Consider the following 18,240-nt stretch of genomic DNA (forward strand, 5'->3'; position numbering starts at 1 on the left):
GCGATGACTGATTCCTTCAGATTTCCATCGTTCAATCAAACGACGTTCTGTTAGTGTTAAATGTTTGCCTTTTGTAGTATAATGGTTTTGCATCTCAGAGTTCCTTTTAATGTGTTTGTGGTGAACTACATTATATCTCTCTGGGATGTTTTTTCATACTCTCAACTGGCTAACTTCATTTTAGAACTTTCAATTCCTAAACGCTGAAATACAGAAAGCTTTATTTTCTTGCTAAAATTCTTTCATGAGTTTGACGTGTCAGACCGTTTTCAGTTCTTGAAACGAAGATTAAATTGTGATAAAATAAACTGATTGTACTATCGAAAGGATTTATGATGGCAAATTTGTTACGTAGCATTATCGAAAACGATAAGGGCGAGTTGAGAAAGTTAGAAAAAATTGCAGATAAGGTTGAGTCTTATGCGGATGCTATGGCGGCCTTAACAGATGAAGAGTTACAGGCAAAAACTCCGGAGTTAAAACGTCGTTACCAAAATGGAGAAAGTCTGGATGCCTTGTTACCTGAAGCTTTTGCGGTTGTCCGTGAAGGTTCTAAACGTGTTTTGGGTCTTTATCCTTACCGTGTCCAAATTATGGGGGGAGCAGTTCTTCATAATGGTGATGTTCCTGAAATGCGGACCGGTGAAGGGAAAACCTTGACTGCGACCATGCCAGTTTACCTCAACGCCTTGGCTGGCGAAGGGGTTCACGTTGTTACCGTCAACGAATATTTGGCAACCCGTGATGCGACTGAGATGGGTGAACTCTATTCTTGGCTCGGTCTTTCTGTCGGCATTAACTTGGCGGCTAAGTCACCTGCGGAAAAGCGTGAGGCCTATCAGTCTGATATTACCTATACAACCAATGCGGAGGTCGGATTTGACTACCTTCGTGATAATATGGTTGTTCGCCAAGAAGCCATGGTTCAGCGCCCGCTCAACTTTGCCTTGGTCGATGAGGTTGACTCCGTTCTTATCGATGAGGCTCGTACGCCTTTGATTATTTCTGGGGCTCAAAGTTCAGAAACAAGCAAACTTTATGATTTGGCTGACCACTATGTCAAGTCACTAACGGAGGATGACTACGTCATTGATGTTCCATCTAAAACTATTGGTTTGACGGACTCAGGGATTGACAAGGCTGAGGACTTCTTCAAATTGGAGAACCTCTACAATGTGGAAAACGTTGCCTTGACTCACTTTATTGATAATGCCCTTCGTGCCAATTATATCATGACTTTGGACATTGACTATGTGGTGACTGATAAGCAAGAGATTCTTATCGTTGACCAATTCACTGGTCGGACCATGGAAGGACGTCGTTTCTCAGATGGACTTCACCAAGCAATCGAAGCCAAAGAAAATGTTCCAATCCAGGATGAAACTAAGACTAGCGCGACCATTACCTACCAAAACTTCTTCCGGATGTATAAGAAATTGGCAGGTATGACGGGTACGGCTAAGACTGAGGAAGAGGAATTCCGCGAAGTTTATAACATGCGCATTATTCCAATTCCAACAAACCGTCCGATTGCTCGTATCGACCACTCAGACCTTCTCTATCCAACTATGAAGTCTAAGTTCCGTGCGGTTATTCAAGATGTTAAGAGTCGCTATCAAAAAGGACAACCTGTCTTGGTCGGTACAGTGGCAGTTGAAACCTCTGACTTGATTTCTAAAATGTTGGTTGAAGCTGGGGTTCCTCACGAGGTTCTCAATGCTAAAAACCACGCAAAAGAAGCTCAAATCATCATGAATGCGGGCCAACGTGGTGCAGTAACGATTGCAACCAACATGGCTGGGCGTGGTACCGATATCAAGTTGGGTGAAGGTGTTCGTGAACTCGGAGGACTTTGTGTCATCGGTACGGAACGCCATGAGAGCCGTCGTATTGATAATCAGCTCCGCGGTCGTTCAGGACGTCAAGGAGATCCAGGAGAATCTCAATTCTACTTATCCTTTGAAGATGACCTCATGCGCCGTTTTGGTTCAGATCGTATCAAGGCGGTCTTTGAAAAGATGAAGTTGGATGAAGATGAAACAGTCATCGAGTCTCGTATGCTGACTAACCAAGTCGAAGGCGCTCAAAAACGTGTCGAAGGGAACAACTACGATACCCGTAAGCAAGTCCTCCAATACGATGACGTAATGCGTGAACAACGTGAGATTGTCTATCGTGATCGTTATGATGTGATTACAGCAGATCGAGACCTCGGTCCAGAAATCAAGGGAATGATTAAACGCACAATCGACCGTGCGGTTGACCAGCATAGTCGTCTGGATCGTAAAGAAGCCTTGGAAAGTATCGTGACCTTTGCTCATACGACGCTCTTGCCAGAAGATGCTATTAGTCTTTCTGATATTGAAGGTAAGAAATTCCCGGCAATCAAAGATTATCTCTATGAGCGTGCCTTAGAAGTATACGATGCACAGATTGCTAAGCTTCCAAATGAAGAAGCGGTAACAGAATTCCAGAAGGTTCTGATTTTGATGGTTGTCGATAATAAATGGACAGACCATATTGATGCTTTGGATCAATTACGCTCATCTGTTGGACTGCGTGGCTATGCACAAAATAACCCAATTGTTGAATACCAATCTGAAGGTTTCCAAATGTTCCAAGATATGATTGGTTCCATTGAGTATGATGTGACGCGCACCATGATGAAGGCTCAAATTCACGAGCAAGAACGTCAACATGCACCGGAAGAAGCTCATACAACAGCAGCTGCTAACATTGCTGCTAAACCAGTTGGTGCAGTTCAAGAAGAAGAAAAAACAGTCGTCCACCAAGAACGTAATGAACTATGTGCTTGTAGATCAGGTAAAAAATACAAGAACTGCCACGGTCGGCCAACAGTATAGTAAAAAATAGAAGAAGAGGGAAAGATGACATTTAAAGCAACCAGCGAACCCATCAATGTAGAAGAAGTCAAAACACTAGCCCAGTTAACGGGAGAAGCTTTGGCCAAAAAAGAAAATCGCGACCATGAGTTAGAAGCGATTATAAAAGGTGAGGATGATCGTCTGCTTTTGGTCATTGGACCTTGTTCGTCTGATAATGAAGAGGCTGTTCTTGAGTATGCCCGTCGTTTGGCCAAGCTTCAAGAAGAAGTCAAGGATCGTGTCTTTATGGTGATGCGGGTCTATACGGCTAAGCCTCGAACTAACGGCGATGGTTATAAGGGGATGATGCACCAACCAGATACGGATGCAGCACCGAGCTTGATTAATGGGATTCGTGCGGTTCGTAACCTCCACTATCGTGTGATTACAGAGACTGGTTTGACGACTGCTGATGAAATGCTCTATCCAGAGAACTTGGCCCTCGTTGATGATCTTGTATCCTATATCGCTATTGGGGCGCGTTCTGTTGAAAACCAACAGCACCGCTTTGTAGCATCAGGTATTGATGTGCCAACAGGTATGAAAAATCCGACCTCTGGTAACCTTAATATCATGTTCAATGGTATTTATGCAGCTCAGAACAAGCAATCCTTCCTCTTCAACAGTGAAGAAGTTGAGACATCAGGCAATCCTCTTGCCCATGCTATCTTGCGAGGAGCGGTCAATGAATATGGTAAAAACATCCCAAACTATTACTATGATAATGTTTTGGAAACGATTGACCTATATGAAAAAATGGGCTTGGTTAATCCGTTTATTATGATTGATACCAATCACGACAATTCAGGTAAAAACCACTTGGAGCAAATTCGTATTGTTCGTCAGACTTTGATTAACCGTGATTGGAACGAAAAAATCAATCGCTATGTTCGCGGTTTCATGATTGAGTCGTACCTAGAAGATGGTCGCCAAAATGAACCAGAAGTCTTTGGTCAATCGATTACAGACCCTTGTCTAGGATGGGATAATACGGAAGCCTTGGTGCGTGAAATCTACGAAACCTTAGGTAACTAAGAATAGTAAGAACAAAGAAAGAGGTTGGGACCAGGTCGCTAACCTCTTCACTTTATCCTCTAAGGAATTAAGAAGAAGGTATCATATGGGAATTCATCAAAAATCAGCAACCATAGATGTTGCTCAAGTTAAACAATTGTCCAAATTAGAAGGTGACTTTTTAGCCAAAAAAGAAGAGCGAGACCAAGAATTACAGGCCATCATCAAAGGAGAAGATAATCGACTGCTTTTGGTGATTGGTCCTTGCTCATCAGATCATGAAGAAGCAGTTCTTGAATATGCTCATCGCTTAGCGAAGTTACAGGAAGATGTTAAGGACCGTATCTTTATCGTAATGCGGGTCTACACAGCTAAACCTCGGACTAATGGTGATGGCTATAAGGGACTTATGCACCAGCCTGATACCTCTCAATTGCCAGACCTTATTAACGGCATAGCGGCAGTCCGGAATCTTCACTATCGCGTCATTACTGAGACTGGCTTGACAACGGCGGATGAAATGCTTTATCCTTCAAATTTGACCTTGGTGGATGATTTGGTATCTTACCATGCTATTGGAGCGCGGTCAGTTGAAGACCAAGAACACCGCTTTGTGGCGTCAGGTATTGATGTTCCTGTTGGAATGAAAAATCCAACTTCTGGTAATCTCAACGTGATGTTCAATGCTATTTATGCGGCCCAAAATTCACAAAATTTTATCTATCAAAATGCTGAAGTTGATACGGATGGTAATCCTCTAGCCCATGTTATCTTGCGTGGGGCAAGCAATGCACATGGTGAAAATGAACCAAACTACTACTATGATATCTTGCTAAAGACCATCGCTCAGTACGAAAAAATGGGTCTAGCCAATCCTTTCATTATTATAGATACCAATCATGATAACTCAGGTAAAAACTATCTTGATCAGATTCGAATTGTCCGCCAGACCTTGATTAACCGTGACTGGAATGAAAAAATCCATCAAACTGTTCGTGGCTTTATGATTGAAAGTTATCTGGAAGATGGTCGACAAGATAAGCCTGAAGTTTTTGGTCAATCGATTACAGACCCATGTTTGGGCTGGGAGAAAACAGAAAAACTCATCCAGGAAATCTATGCAACCTTAGGACATGAGTCTTTTGAAGAACTACTTAAGCCTTAACTCTAGGAATCTTAGAACTGACTATATAGAAAGAAGCACCTATGATTGTTGGACATGGGATTGATTTACAAGAAATTGAACCGATTAGAAAAGCTTATGAGAAAAACCCTCGATTTGCTAGACGTATTTTAACGGAGAAAGAATTCATGGTTTTTTCTAGCCTGAAAGGTAAGCGACAGATTGAGTTTTTAGCAGGCCGCTGGTCTGCCAAGGAAGCTTTTTCTAAGGCCTGTGGTACAGGTATCGGAAAACTTAGTTTTCAGGATCTGGAAGTTTTGAACAATGACAAGGGAGCACCGTGTTTTACTAAGTCCCCTTTTTCAGGCAGAACTTTTATCTCAATTAGCCATTCAGGAAATCTGGTTCAGGCCAGTGTTATTTTGGAGGAAGTACATGATTGCTAGTCATCATCGGCCGACAGAGGCTCGTGTTAATCTTGGAGCTATTCGTCAAAATGTGTCAAAGATTCAAGAGCATCTGCCTCAAGGAGTCCAAACCCTTGCGGTGGTCAAAGCTAATGCCTATGGTCATGGCAGTATCGAGGTGTCTCGAGCCTTATCTGCTCAAGTTGACGGTTTTTGTGTCTCGAATCTTGATGAAGCTATGGAATTGAGGCAAGCAGGCCTTGACCATATGATTTTGATATTGGGTGTCCTTATGCCTAATCAACTCGAGTTAGCTCGCCTACACAAGATTTCTATCACTGTTTCAAGCCTAGAATGGTTGGAACTTGTTGAAGAACAGGGCTTGGGTTTAACGGGCCTTTCTTGTCATATAAAAGTTGACAGTGGTATGGGGCGGATCGGGGTATCTGATAGCAGAGCGATTCAGGAAGCCCAGTCCAAAATTCAAGCCTTGGGTGCTAATGTTACAGGGATTTTCACCCATTTTGCAACGGCAGATGAGACAGACCAGGACTTTTTCCAAGAACAACTGGCAGTATTCAAGTCAATTCTAGCGGATTTGCCGACACTACCAGCGATGGTGCACGCCAGCAATTCGGCGACATCACTCTGGCACGAAGATGGTATTTTCAATGCTGTTCGACTGGGAATAGCCATTTATGGGCTTAACCCGTCTGGGGAAACCTTGTCTCTACCATATGACTTAAGCCCTGCCCTGAAGCTGGTCTCCAGTCTTGTCCAAGTGAAGTCGGTTTCTGCCGGCCAGCGAATTGGCTATGGTGGGACTTATAGTGCTACAAGTGATGAAATTATCGGCACAGTTCCGATTGGTTACGCGGATGGTTGGACTAGAGCCATGCAAGATTTTTCTGTCTTGGTCAATGGCAAAGCTTGTCAGATTGTTGGGCGGGTGTCCATGGATCAGATTACCATTCGTCTGCCCGAGTTCTATCCCTTAGGGACGGAGGTTGTTTTGATTGGAAAGTCTGGCCAGTTAGAAGTGACTGCAACCGATGTGGCGGAATATCGTGGGACCATTAACTATGAAGTCCTCTGTCTAATTAGTGACCGTGTTCCAAGAATTTATAAACAGTAGTTTAATTTTAAAAAATAATTGCGAATTATCATATGGATAGCTAGCAAATCTAAAATAAACTAGACTTAACTTTATATTTGTTAAAATTGACAAATATGACTAGAAATAAAAATCAATTTGTGTTAAAATAGTGTAATAAATTAAAATCTGAAAGATTGACGAAAATGAAGAAAAAACAAACTTTAGCTAGTTTACTATTAGCGACTATTATTTTGTCACATGCGTCAACATTGGCGGTATTGGCAGATGATGTGGTAACCTCTAGTACAGAGATGTCTAGTGAGGTAGCAGTTTCATCTACTACTGAGGTGACTACAGTAACGGAAGCTCCTGTTGAAGAGGCAACTGTAGTGGAGACAGCAGAAACTGTTGCTGAAACACCAGCGGTAGCAGATGTTGCGTCAGAATCTGCTCCTGTAGTCACGGAAGCGACTACTGAGTCAACTACCGAAGTTTCAACAGAGACTACAGGTACAAAGACTCAAGCGGCTACAACTGCAGTGACTTCCGCAACAACAGTGGCTCAAGCAGTGACAAGTTCACAAGTTACAGCAGCTGAGACTACAAGTCAAATACCTGCTGCAACAACCAATCCTGTTACAAATACTTCTTTGCTTGGAGAAAGTTTAGTTAATGCAACACCAGTGACGCAACTTTATTATGTGGAACATTGGTCTGGTTCTGATGCCTACACGCATAATTTGTTGTCCCATCGCTATGGTATTACAGCTAAGCAACTAGATGGCTACTTAGATTCTCTCGGAATTAACTATGATAAGACTCGCATTAATGGGAAACTTCTCTTAGAATGGGAGAAAAAATCTGGACTTGATGTACGAGCGATTATTGCTATTGCTATTGCAGAAAGTTCTTTAGGAACTGCTGGTGTTGCAACGATGCCAGGGGCTAATATGTTTGGCTATGGTGCCTTTGATAGTAACCCAGAAAATGCAGCTAACTACAATGATGCAACAGCGGTTATTGCTTTGACGCGTGAAACAATTGTGGGTCATAAGAATCTGACCTTCAAGGCACAAGATATTAAAGCTCAAAAAAATGCAGCTGGTACATTGGATACCCTTAACGACGGTGGTGTTTACTACACAGATACTTCTGGTTCAGGTGAACGTCGTGCTCAAATTATGGAAGATATTGATCAATGGATTGACGCTCATGGTGGAACACCAGTTATTCCAGAGGAACTGAAAACAGTCAACGTTGCTCTATTGACCCAAGTTCCAGCTAATTTTGATGTTCCAACACCCCTCAATACAGCCTCTTACACAGCTGCGACTTATCCTTGGGGACAATGTACATGGTATGTCTATAACCGTGCACAGGAATTAGGTTATTCATTTGATGCCTATATGGGTAACGGAGGAGACTGGCAATACAAGGCTGGCTATGAAACGAGTCATGAGCCTAAAGTAGGCGCTGCGCTATCCTTCTCTCCTGGTCAAGCTGGGGCTGATGGAACCTATGGACATGTTGCTATCGTTGAAGCTATTGCTGAGGATGGTACAGTTCTAATTTCTGAATCTAACGCTATGGGCTTGGGAGTAGTTTCTTACCGGACCTTCTCAGCTGACCAAGCTGCTCAATTTACTTACGTAACAGGAAAAAAATTGAATTAATAGCCTAAAAGGCTTAGACTGACGGTCTAGCCTTTTTGTATTGTGGTATAATAAGGACTATCAATAAATTCTAATAATATAGGGAGCAGGAGATTATATGCAGTTACAGGATAGCTTAGCTATACTTAAGGGATTTGGTCCCAAGTCAGCTGAAAAATTTCATAAGTTGGGTATCATGACTGTCGAAGACTTGCTGCTCTATTTTCCCTTTCGCTATGAAGATTTTAAGTCTAAGTCTGTCTTTGACTTGGTCGATGGAGAAAAGGCAGTACTGACAGGGACGGTTCTAGTACCTGCTAATGTCCAGTATTATGGATTTAAACGGAATCGTCTTCACTTTAAAATTAAACAGGGCGATGCTGTGATTGGGGTTAATTTTTTCAATCAACCCTATCTCCAAGACAAGGTTGAGGTCGGACAGACCATTGCCGTCTTTGGAAAATGGGACCAGCGCAAACAGGTCATGACAGGCATGAAGGTCCTGGCTCAGGTTGAGGATGACATGCAACCAGTCTACCATGTGGCTCAGGGAGTTAGTCAGGCAAGTCTTGTCAAGGCTATCAAATCAGCCTTTGACAGTGAGGCCTTGGCCCTACTACCTGAAAATCTATCCCAGATTTTGCTGGATAAATACAGACTTTTAGACCGACAATCAGCTGTCAGGGCCATGCATTTTCCCAAAGATTTGGCTGAGTACAAGCAGGCTTTGCGACGGATAAAGTTTGAAGAACTCTTTTTCTTTCAGCTCAATTTGCAGGTCCTTAAGTCTGAAAATCGTGACGAGACTAATGGTCTGGTTATTCCCTATGATAGGGCTTCCCTAGAAGCTGAAATAGCTAAACTTCCCTTTCCTTTGACGGGTGCCCAGGAACGGAGCTTGGATGAGATTCTGTCAGATATGGCTTCGGGCGCCCACATGAATCGGCTGCTTCAAGGAGATGTGGGATCCGGTAAGACTGTCGTGGCAGGTCTGGCTATGTATGCGGCCTACACGGCTGGTTTTCAGTCCGCCCTCATGGTACCGACAGAGATTTTGGCGGAGCAACACTATGAGAGTTTACAGGGGCTTTTTCCAGAGCTTTCTATCGCTATTCTAAGTTCGGGTATAAAGGCAGCGGCAAAGAAAACAACCCTTGCAGCCATTGAGGATGGTTCAGTTGATATGGTAGTGGGTACCCATGCTCTCATCCAGGAGGCGGTTCAGTACCATAAGCTCGGTCTAATCATTACGGATGAGCAGCACCGCTTTGGGGTCAATCAGAGACGTCTGTTCCGAGAAAAAGGAGATAATCCTGATGTCCTCATGATGACGGCGACACCGATTCCACGGACCCTGGCCATCACAGCCTTCGGTGAAATGGATGTTTCTATCATTGATGAATTGCCTGCAGGGCGCAAGCCTATCATCACCCGCTGGGTCAAGCACCAGCAATTGGATACTGTGCTGGGTTGGATTAAAACAGAGATTGGCAAGGGAGCCCAGGTCTATGTCATTTCCCCCTTGATTGAGGAGTCGGAAGCCTTGGACTTGAAAAATGCAGTGGCTTTAGAAGCAGAATTGAAAGACTATTTTGCGGATTCAGCACGGATTTCCCTCATCCATGGGCGTATGAAAAATGAAGAAAAAGATGAAGTCATGCAGGCTTTTAAGGCTCATGAGACTGACCTCTTGGTTTCGACAACTGTCATTGAGGTTGGGGTCAATGTCCCCAATGCCACCATCATGGTGATTATGGATGCGGACCGTTTTGGACTGAGTCAACTGCACCAGCTCCGAGGTCGAGTTGGGCGTGGCAGTAAGCAGTCTTATACCATTCTTGTAGCCAATCCCAAGACAGACTCTGGTAAGGACCGCATGACCATTATGACCGAAACGACAGATGGTTTTGTTCTGGCAGAAGAAGACCTTAAAATGCGGGGCTCAGGTGAAATTTTTGGGACCCGTCAATCGGGCATTCCTGAATTTAAAACGGCAGACCTGATTGAAGACTATCCAATTCTGGAAGAAGCTAGACGCATGGCAGCGGAAATTTGTGCCCAACCCAACTGGCAGACTGATCCAAACTGGTCCATCCTAGTTCAAGGTTTACGTGAACGGTCTGATTTTGATTGATTCCCACTCAAAATCTTATCAGACGAAGTAGGTTGATGCCAATACAAAGAGGTAGACAATGTAACCTAACGACGTCTGGCTTTGATTTTAGAATGGGATGAGAATAATAAAACGAGGCTGGGCAAAAACTAGCCTCAAAATAAAACCACACCGTGATTTCTGTCTTGAAAACAATCAAGATGAGAGAATCATAGTGTGGTTTTTGAGTTTTTGAAGTTTTTGAGCCTAGATTCTTGGCCAATTTTGTGAGATTCATGCTCATGAAGAGGAAGCCAATTTCTGTTTGAACAGCTTGATTGCCTCTAACATGAACCCTGCGTACGCCAAAAACACTCTTCAATCGGCCAAAAACGGGTTCGACATCGATCTTCCGTTTGGCGTAGATACGAGAGCCTTCTTCACTGTGCAATGTTTCCTTGATCCGTTCTTTAAAGTAAGTCCAAGTTGGATTGTAATGGATTTGTTTCTGATGACCACACTCGGTTTTAGCTAGTTGTTCCAACCCTGGTGTGTCTTGAACCTTATACGCCTCATAGATTTTAAAATCACGTTTAAAGCCATACTTGTCCGTTCGACGAGAATAGTGTTTAAAGAAATACACAACCCCGTCTGGTTTCACAAACTGATCCGTTTCTTCAAGGTAAGTCCAGTTGTTTTGGTTTTGAGGACTGTTTTTATATTTCTTAGTCCGTTCCTTCTGATACATGCTGTATGGAATCAGAGGTGTTTTCTCCAACTCATCAATGATAAAACTATAATTCTCTTCACTCCCATACCCTGCATCAGCTACAATATGTTGGAATAAGTCTAAGGATTGAATTGATTGGAGGAATGGCTTTAGAGTTCGGGTGTCCGTTGGATTTGGGAGTAAAACAGTCCAGTGGACTGTTTTAGCCTGAGCCTAGAAAGAAGAATGCGAAGGGGAGTAGGCAAGAACATATTGACCATTGGTGGCAACTTGGACATTATAGCCAGGTTTGAGCTGGCCATTCCTCATATGATCCTCTTTCATCCGCATAAAGGTAGCGTCATGATCCGTTTTGGAGAAGGAGTTACGTTCTTGGAGAGTTGCTCTAGCCTCCTCATAGCGCCGTTTACGAGGAAGGTAATCTTTCTTCAATTGGTTACGAAGTTTCTTGATGCGACGGCGCTTCTGTTTATTGGCAGAGCCACCTTTAATGACTTTGGGTTCTTCTGCAATAGCTTTCTCAACCTCAGCTAAGGCTATTTCTGTCTTGTCAAGCAATTCTTCTAAACCTTGGCTGGTTTCACGTTCTTCTTTAGACAGGGCTATGTTCACACCTTCTTGAATCAGTTTGTCATAGAGTTCAGAAATGTTTCCATTCAAAGCTGTCTCGTATTTCTCAACAGCTTTCTTCTATGTGAAAGAATAGAGATTGGCATCGGCTTCCAGTTTTGTGCCATCAATAAAGAGTGCCTCATATTCAATCAGCCCATTCTCACGCATGAGGAGGGTAAAGTAGATGAAGGCAGTCTTAATCAGGTTGTTGGCATGCTTACTAGAACGATCTTATTGATAGTTTTATAACTAAGATAAGTGTCTTGGCTCAACCATTTCATCGGAATCACTTCCTCATTCATCTGAACTATTTTGCGGCCAGAAAAGACCTGACGAGCATAGGCGAATAGTGTCATTTTTAAGAGCATGGCAGGATGAAAGGCAGGACGGCCAGTGTGAGACTTCTCTTCTAGTAAAACAGAGTTAGGGATACTGTCCACAAAAAGACTAATGAGTCTAACCTCATGGGTCATAGGAATATCGTAGGCAAGATTTAGTTCCAAACTTAGCTGATTTGTGTTATACTCTTTGTACATCGTCATGGCTTTCTAATTGTTTTGTCGTTATTATAATTATAAACCATGACATGAGAAAACGAGCATCTCCAACTGCGGAAATGCTCGTTTTTTCTATTCTGAAACTAGTTTTTGCCCAGCCTCTTTCATAATTACTCACACCTTTTATTTATTTAAGTAATAGTTAAATAACTCGTAACTGAGTATTCCTCCTATACCTATGCCAATTGTTGTCCACCAAGTAAACCTTTGGTCAGTGTAATAGGATATTGCAAATTTCACTACTAAAAGTAACAATAGGAGAACTATATAGACTTTGTAACGTTTTTTCATAGCATTTCCTCCTAATTAACCATTTGTGCTAGAAATTGATGCGTCCATTATTTGGTACAGCATCATGTTGATCCCAATACGTTGCAATGTGGTGCCCTGGAGAAATTAAATTAAGCGCAAAATCAAGGAGAGGTTGAGAAATTACAGTACCAATCAACCCATATTTCACTAATGCCGTTTTTAATGCACTTTTAGCTGCTTCTTTACCACTTGACTTAATTGCCGCTGCCAAACCACCTACACCAGCACCTAAAGCTGTACCGATTGCTGTATCAATTAGTGCTCCCATTTGATCTACCGTAATACCTTGCCAAGCACTTCGGAAAGCAGTAGTTGATAAATCGGCACCTGGAATTGAATAATCTCCTCTAAGTTGCAATTCAATAGCTTCACGAATAAAGCTTTCTGATACCGTTGGGTGGTTAGTCATAACATCACGGACAAGGGCGTCTTTAGCCTCATTAGACATAACAGTTGTTTGTGTAACCAATTCAGATTGAACTGAATCAACATTCTCATTTGCCAAAACTGTTGCTGCAGGTGCAGTAATTTGCGCAAGAGCTAAAATAGTCATACCTAAACTGATACTCTTTTTAAATTTCATAACATTTTCTTCAATCTTTCTTTATGCGTGTTTCACCATAATATCTGTATACAAATATTGCCTTTCGACTTAATAAATTAATTTATAATCATATTATACCACAAAAACAACCATTTTCAAAAAAGGTGTGGTCAGTTTGCTTTTGGTTCATATTTCACAAACTTATTAAACTTCTTTTTCTACATATTATTTGACAATATGTGTTTCTGAGGAGTAATTTTTGTGAAACGGAAGCGTAATCAAATCTTAATATTGAGCAACCTTTTTTAAGTGAAAAGAGAGTGGGACAAAAATCGGTAACTCGTAGAGTTCGATTTTGTCGTCCCACCTCCGCACGGTTGAGTAGGGGTATAAAAGCTGATGAAATCAGCGAATTAGAATCCACTCAACCACTGTGTCTTGCAAAGAATACCTTATTAAGTTTGAAGCTGATACTTTTGTCCCAGCCTCTTTCTTAGTCAAATAAAGTAGCTTGATATTCTTTCATTTCCTGTCTATAAATACCAGCTGTTGTCGATGGTCTGTTATCGATAATCTGCATTTCATATCCAATAACCTTACGACCATTCTTAATCGTGTTCAGGAAGATTTCTACTCCAATTTTGTTCTCAAGCTCTTTTAAATTTTAAAATAAAAAAATATCGTTTTTCGATAAAAAATACTTGCATCATAAAAAAATCGTGCTATAATAAAATTATCGATAAACGATATATAATAATTGATAAAAAGATATCGTTGTGGGCTCACGATTAATTTATACCTATTATCAAGGAGTTTTATGATGAAAACAAATAAATTATCTTATTTAAAATATGGTGTCTGGTTTACGAATTTTATGATGGCCTTGGATATTTTGGCACTGATTTTATCTGTTATCTTTGCTGCTGCTATTCAATTTGGCTGGTGGAACCGGTTGATAGAAATGGCATCAGAGAGTGATCCTAATTTTACCATTACGACAGCAGGTGGAGGTGTTCCATCCGTCTGGTTCATTTTACTGGATATGCTGGCGATAGGTGTTGTATTGGCTATTCTCTATTGTATTCGTCGCTTTTTCAAAAATCTTATCGTAGACCGTATCTTCGTCGCTGATAATGTTAAGTTGATTCGTTGGGTTGCCATTTTCTTGGCGATTTCAAGCTTCGTAGGTAGTGGAAATTACGCTTTTGATGCAAGATATGTTATCGATGTTACTTACCTTTTTGCTGCCTTAGTTGTTTGGGTTATTAGTAAGGTCTTTGAACGGGCTAATGAAATCGCAGAAGAAAACGAATTCACGGTTTAGGAGGTAGCCTATGATTATTGTTAATTTGGACGTCGAGTTGGCCAAGAAGAAGATGAGATCAGGTGATTTAGCGGACCGCATCGGTATTACGCCAGCCAACCTGTCTATTCTAAAAACGGGCAAGGCTAAGGCTATTCGTTTTTCAACTCTAGAGGCTATCTGTAAGGAGTTGGACTGCACACCAGGGGACATCTTGGAATACCGAGCAGACGAGGACTAGATTTCTCGCTTTGAGATTTACCAGCTTATTCCACTTTTTCTTCCGTTTCTGAATTGATTTGTGATACAATAGTAGTCGAAAACGATTGCATAAAGGAGACGATGATGTTATTACAAGAAATTGGACAAACAGGCTTGCAGGGTTCTCGCTTGGCCTTGGGCTGCATGCGGATGGCTGCCTTAGATAGTGGACAAGCTCGTGATGTGCTTGCCAAGGCTGTGGATTTAGGCTTTAACTTCTTTGACCATGCTGATATCTATGGTGGCGGTCAGTCAGAGGAGCGTTTTGCCGGAGCCATGGCAGAGCTGGGTCTCAAGCGCGAGGATCTGATTCTCCAGTCCAAGTGCGGTATTCAACGAGGCTATTTTGACTTCTCTAAGGAACATATCATTAACTCAGTTGACGGGATTCTCAGTCGCTTGCAGACAGAATATCTGGATGTTTTAGCCCTGCACCGTCCTGATGCCTTGATGGTACCTGAAGAAGTTGCAGAGGCCTTTGCTCAACTCAAAAAAGACGGTAAGGTCCGTCATTTTGGGGTCTCCAATCAAAACCGCTATCAGATGGAACTGCTACAGGCCTATCTGGGAGAGCCATTGGCGGTCAACCAGCTTCAACTCTCGCCAGCACATACTCCAATGATTGACGCTGGTCTTAACGTCAACATGTGGGGTGATGCGGGAGCCAACCGTGACAGTGGCATTTTAGAGTACTGCCAGCTTAACAAGGTTACGGTTCAAGCCTGGTCACCTTTCCAAATTGACCTAGCTCAGGGAATTTTTGCCAATCACCCAGACTATGTGCAACTCAATGAGACCATTGCCAAGTATGCAGACCAGTATGGGGTGTCTTCAGAAGCGATTACTATTGCCTGGATTAATCGCCATCCAGCCAAGATTCAAACCATCATTGGTTCCATGAATCCCGAGCGCCTGGAAAAAATTATCCAAGCTGAAACGATCGAATTGGCCCGCCCAGAGTGGTACGATATCTATACCAGCGCCGGCAATATTTTGCCGTAAATGAAAAAGGATTTCAAGCATCCAAGCTTGAAATCCTTTTTCTGTATTAGCTCAAATTTTAAAGAAGGCGACTCGATCTTGGCCTCAATGATACGAAGGGATTCCAAGGCTTTGTTATTCAATTGAGAGGGGCTTAGCCTTCAATATAATCTTTTAGATCTTGGCCTTTAAGGCCTGCGTTGATGGCAATCAGTAATTTAAGACGGGCCTTTTGGGCGTTGAGTTCCTTGACAAACATGACTCCTTCCTCTTGGAGTTTAACCCCGCCACCCTCGTAAGCGTAGACGGGCTCTGCTATGCCGTTAAAGCAACGGGAGACAAGGACAACTGGAAGGCCTTGCTCAGTCAAATGACGGAGCTCCTCTGCGGCTTTAGGAGGAAGATTTCCAGCTCCTAGGGCCTCAATGACAACCCCTTGGATATTGCTAGGATTAAGGAAACTTATAATCCCATCTCCTCCCATACCCGCGTAAGCCTTGACAATGGGAACTGTCCCTTCGATTTTCTCTAAATCAAAGCGAACCCGTGGCTCAGCGGTCTTGAAATACAAGATATCCTGCTTCATGATGATTCCCAAGGGGCCATGAGTCGGAGTTTGGAAGGTAGAAACATTGGTTGTATGGGTTTTGGTCACATACTTGGCGGCGTGGATTTCATCATTCATGACGACGAGGACCCCCTTGTCCTGACTACGTGGATGACTGACAACGCGTAAGGCAGAGAGATAGTTATAAACCCCATCGCTCCCCAGTTCGTTTGAAGACCTCATAGCCCCTGTCAGGACGATAGGAATATCAGGGACAGCCATGGTGTCTAGGAAATAGGCGGTTTCTTCCAAGGTATCCGTTCCATGTGTGATGACGACCCCATCAAATTGCCCCTGGGTCTCCTTAATTTTGCGGTAGAGGAGGAGCATTTCATGGGTGGTAATGTGGGGACTTGGTAAGTTAAGAAAATCCAGAACAGTTAAGTCCAGGTCTGCCAAATCGACTCCAACATGATTCATGGGATTCTGAGAACTAGCATGAACCTGCCCATCACGATCAGCCTGCATGGAGATGGTACCACCCGTATGTAATACTAAGATTTTTTTCATTTATTTCAAATCTTTCTAAAAGTGTGCTATACTTAATTCTATCATAACAGAGAGAGCGTGGGAGCATATTTGGCTATAAAAGCAGTGTTTTTTGACATCGACGGGACCCTTCTTAACGATGTCAAACAGGTTCAGAGGTCAACTCAGGAAGCCATCAAGAGTTTGAAAAAGCAGGGGATTTATGTTGGTTTAGCGACCGGTCGTGGACCTGCCTTTGTTGAGCCTTTTATGGAAAACCTTTGTCTGGACTTCGCCGTTACCTATAATGGCCAGTATATCTTTACCAATGACAAGGTTCTCTACCAGAACCAATTACCCAAGTCAACGATTTATAAGTTGATTAAATTTGCTTCCGAGCATAAAAAAGAAATTTCTCTTGGAACGGACTCAGGTTTGGTCGGCTCTAATATCATCAATATGGGGACTTCTAGTTTTGGTCAAGTGGTGAGTCGTCTGGTCCCAACTAAGATGGCCAAGACTGTTCAAGGAAGTTTTAAGCATATTATCCGTCGTTTTCGGCCTCAAAACCTCAAGCGACTTCAGGAATTGATGAGACGACCAGTCTTTCAGATTGTTCTCGTGGCCACTGCCCAGGAGACGAACCTTTTGGCTCAGGAATTTCCTATGCTAACTGTGACACGAAGCAGTCCTTACTCAGCTGATTTAATTTCTAAAAATCAGTCTAAGCTCAAGGGCATTGAGCGTGTGGGTCAGTATTTTGGATTCGATAAATCTGAGGTAATGGCCTTTGGTGATTCAGAAAACGATTTGGAGATGTTAGCTGGTGTTGGTCTAGGTGTTGCTATGGGAAATGGCAGAGCAGAGGTGCAAGAACGTGCTCAATATACGACAGATACCAATAATAATGACGGTATTTCCAAGGCCCTGGCCCAGTTTGGCTTGATTGAGCTATCCACCGATAAAACCTTCAAGAGTGCAGATGAGAACTTTAATAAGGTGAAACATTTCCATACAGTGATGGATGGTGAAGCTTCTGAAACACCTCGTCTTTATAATATGTCTCAGGCCAGTCATCGATCCGATTTCAAGGTAGAAGAGATTGTTGAATTTCTCTATGCAACTAGTCTTGGTGACCGCACAAAATTTAAGCAGGCCGTGGCAGATTTGCACCAGGCTTTAGATAAGGCTGCTGATAAAGTGGGGCAAAAGCCAGCTCCAGCAAGTCCTCTGGTGGGTCAAGTGGATGCTCTGACGGATTTGCTTTACTTAACTTACGGCTCCTTTGTTCTAATGGGAGTCGATCCCAAACCCTTCTTTGATACGGTTCATGAGGCAAATATGGGCAAGATTTTTCCTGATGGTAAGGCCCATCATGACCCCATTACCCATAAAATCCTTAAGCCAGAAGGTTGGGAAGAAAAATTTGCTCCAGAGCCAGCTATTAAAAGGGAATTGGACCGACAAATTCAAAAATCTCTCCAAAAGCGGAATCGCTCATAATGAGATAAATCTAAAAAGTCGAGTGGATAGTATTCCACTCGACTTTTTAAGTGTTTTTATTCTTCCAAAATCAAAGCTAGAGGTCGTTTGATT

Annotated in this window: 14 protein-coding genes and 1 pseudogene; 11 read left to right on the plus strand and 4 right to left on the minus strand. The window is 42.6% G+C overall.

Annotation, left to right across the window (positions count from 1 at the left end; genetic code table 11):
• Positions 1 to 335 precede the first annotated feature (335 nt).
• The 7 genes from secA (at position 336) to recG (ending at position 10,311) form a co-directional block, all read left to right on the plus strand.
• On the plus strand, positions 336 to 2,864 hold the full coding sequence (secA, locus tag ACFORF_RS06600; protein ID WP_380426603.1) for a preprotein translocase subunit SecA: 2,529 nt from the start codon (positions 336 to 338) through the stop codon (positions 2,862 to 2,864).
• A gap of 24 nt (positions 2,865 to 2,888) precedes the next feature.
• Positions 2,889 to 3,920: a 3-deoxy-7-phosphoheptulonate synthase gene (locus ACFORF_RS06605; RefSeq protein WP_380426605.1), complete on the plus strand. Its 1,032-nt coding sequence runs from the start codon at positions 2,889 to 2,891 to the stop codon at positions 3,918 to 3,920.
• Positions 3,921 to 4,005: 85 nt separating this feature from the next.
• Entirely contained in the window at positions 4,006 to 5,064 is a 1,059-nt protein-coding gene (locus ACFORF_RS06610; protein ID WP_380426607.1) for a 3-deoxy-7-phosphoheptulonate synthase, read from the plus strand.
• A 41-nt stretch (positions 5,065 to 5,105) separates the two neighbouring features.
• Entirely contained in the window at positions 5,106 to 5,468 is a 363-nt protein-coding gene (gene acpS / locus ACFORF_RS06615) for a holo-ACP synthase (RefSeq protein ID WP_380426609.1), read from the plus strand.
• Entirely contained in the window at positions 5,458 to 6,564 is a 1,107-nt protein-coding gene (alr, locus tag ACFORF_RS06620) for an alanine racemase (RefSeq protein WP_380426610.1), read from the plus strand. The genes acpS and alr overlap by 11 nt, the downstream gene beginning before the upstream one ends.
• A gap of 164 nt (positions 6,565 to 6,728) precedes the next feature.
• Complete coding sequence (locus ACFORF_RS06625) at positions 6,729 to 8,198, plus strand: CHAP domain-containing protein (RefSeq protein WP_380426612.1); 1,470 nt, start codon at positions 6,729 to 6,731, stop codon at positions 8,196 to 8,198.
• 97 nt (positions 8,199 to 8,295) lie between these two features.
• Positions 8,296 to 10,311 (plus strand): ATP-dependent DNA helicase RecG, encoded by a 2,016-nt coding sequence (recG, locus tag ACFORF_RS06630; protein WP_380426613.1) that lies wholly within the window; start codon positions 8,296 to 8,298, stop codon positions 10,309 to 10,311.
• A 7-nt stretch (positions 10,312 to 10,318) separates the two neighbouring features.
• Here the strand turns inward: recG and ACFORF_RS06635 are convergent.
• From ACFORF_RS06635 to ACFORF_RS06645, 3 genes and pseudogenes are all read right to left on the minus strand, one after another.
• A pseudogene (locus ACFORF_RS06635) lies at positions 10,319 to 12,147 on the minus strand (IS1182 family transposase).
• 144 nt (positions 12,148 to 12,291) lie between these two features.
• Complete coding sequence (locus ACFORF_RS06640; RefSeq protein ID WP_380426615.1) at positions 12,292 to 12,459, minus strand: hypothetical protein; 168 nt, start codon at positions 12,457 to 12,459, stop codon at positions 12,292 to 12,294.
• A gap of 28 nt (positions 12,460 to 12,487) precedes the next feature.
• Entirely contained in the window at positions 12,488 to 13,063 is a 576-nt protein-coding gene (locus tag ACFORF_RS06645) for a hypothetical protein (protein ID WP_380426617.1), read from the minus strand.
• Between the two features lie 781 nt (positions 13,064 to 13,844).
• Between ACFORF_RS06645 and ACFORF_RS06650 the strand changes: the two genes are divergently transcribed.
• The 3 genes from ACFORF_RS06650 (at position 13,845) to ACFORF_RS06660 (ending at position 15,590) form a co-directional block, all read left to right on the plus strand.
• A complete protein-coding gene (locus ACFORF_RS06650) occupies positions 13,845 to 14,348 on the plus strand; it encodes a DUF2975 domain-containing protein (protein ID WP_380426619.1) in 504 nt (167 codons plus the stop codon).
• 10 nt (positions 14,349 to 14,358) lie between these two features.
• Entirely contained in the window at positions 14,359 to 14,568 is a 210-nt protein-coding gene (locus ACFORF_RS06655; protein WP_380426620.1) for a helix-turn-helix domain-containing protein, read from the plus strand.
• A gap of 104 nt (positions 14,569 to 14,672) precedes the next feature.
• On the plus strand, positions 14,673 to 15,590 hold the full coding sequence (locus ACFORF_RS06660; protein WP_380426621.1) for an aldo/keto reductase: 918 nt from the start codon (positions 14,673 to 14,675) through the stop codon (positions 15,588 to 15,590).
• Positions 15,591 to 15,723: 133 nt separating this feature from the next.
• Here ACFORF_RS06660 and ACFORF_RS06665 read toward each other — a convergent pair whose 3' ends face one another.
• Positions 15,724 to 16,686 carry an asparaginase gene (locus tag ACFORF_RS06665; protein ID WP_380426623.1) on the minus strand — a complete coding sequence of 321 codons (963 nt, stop codon included), beginning with the start codon at positions 16,684 to 16,686 and terminating at the stop codon, positions 15,724 to 15,726.
• A 69-nt stretch (positions 16,687 to 16,755) separates the two neighbouring features.
• Here ACFORF_RS06665 and ACFORF_RS06670 point away from each other — a divergent pair, with 69 nt between their 5' ends.
• Positions 16,756 to 18,147 (plus strand): Cof-type HAD-IIB family hydrolase, encoded by a 1,392-nt coding sequence (locus ACFORF_RS06670; RefSeq protein WP_380426625.1) that lies wholly within the window; start codon positions 16,756 to 16,758, stop codon positions 18,145 to 18,147.
• Positions 18,148 to 18,240: the final 93 nt, after the last annotated feature.

Source organism: Streptococcus caprae (assembly GCF_042649745.1).
Lineage (GTDB): Bacteria > Bacillota > Bacilli > Lactobacillales > Streptococcaceae > Streptococcus > Streptococcus caprae.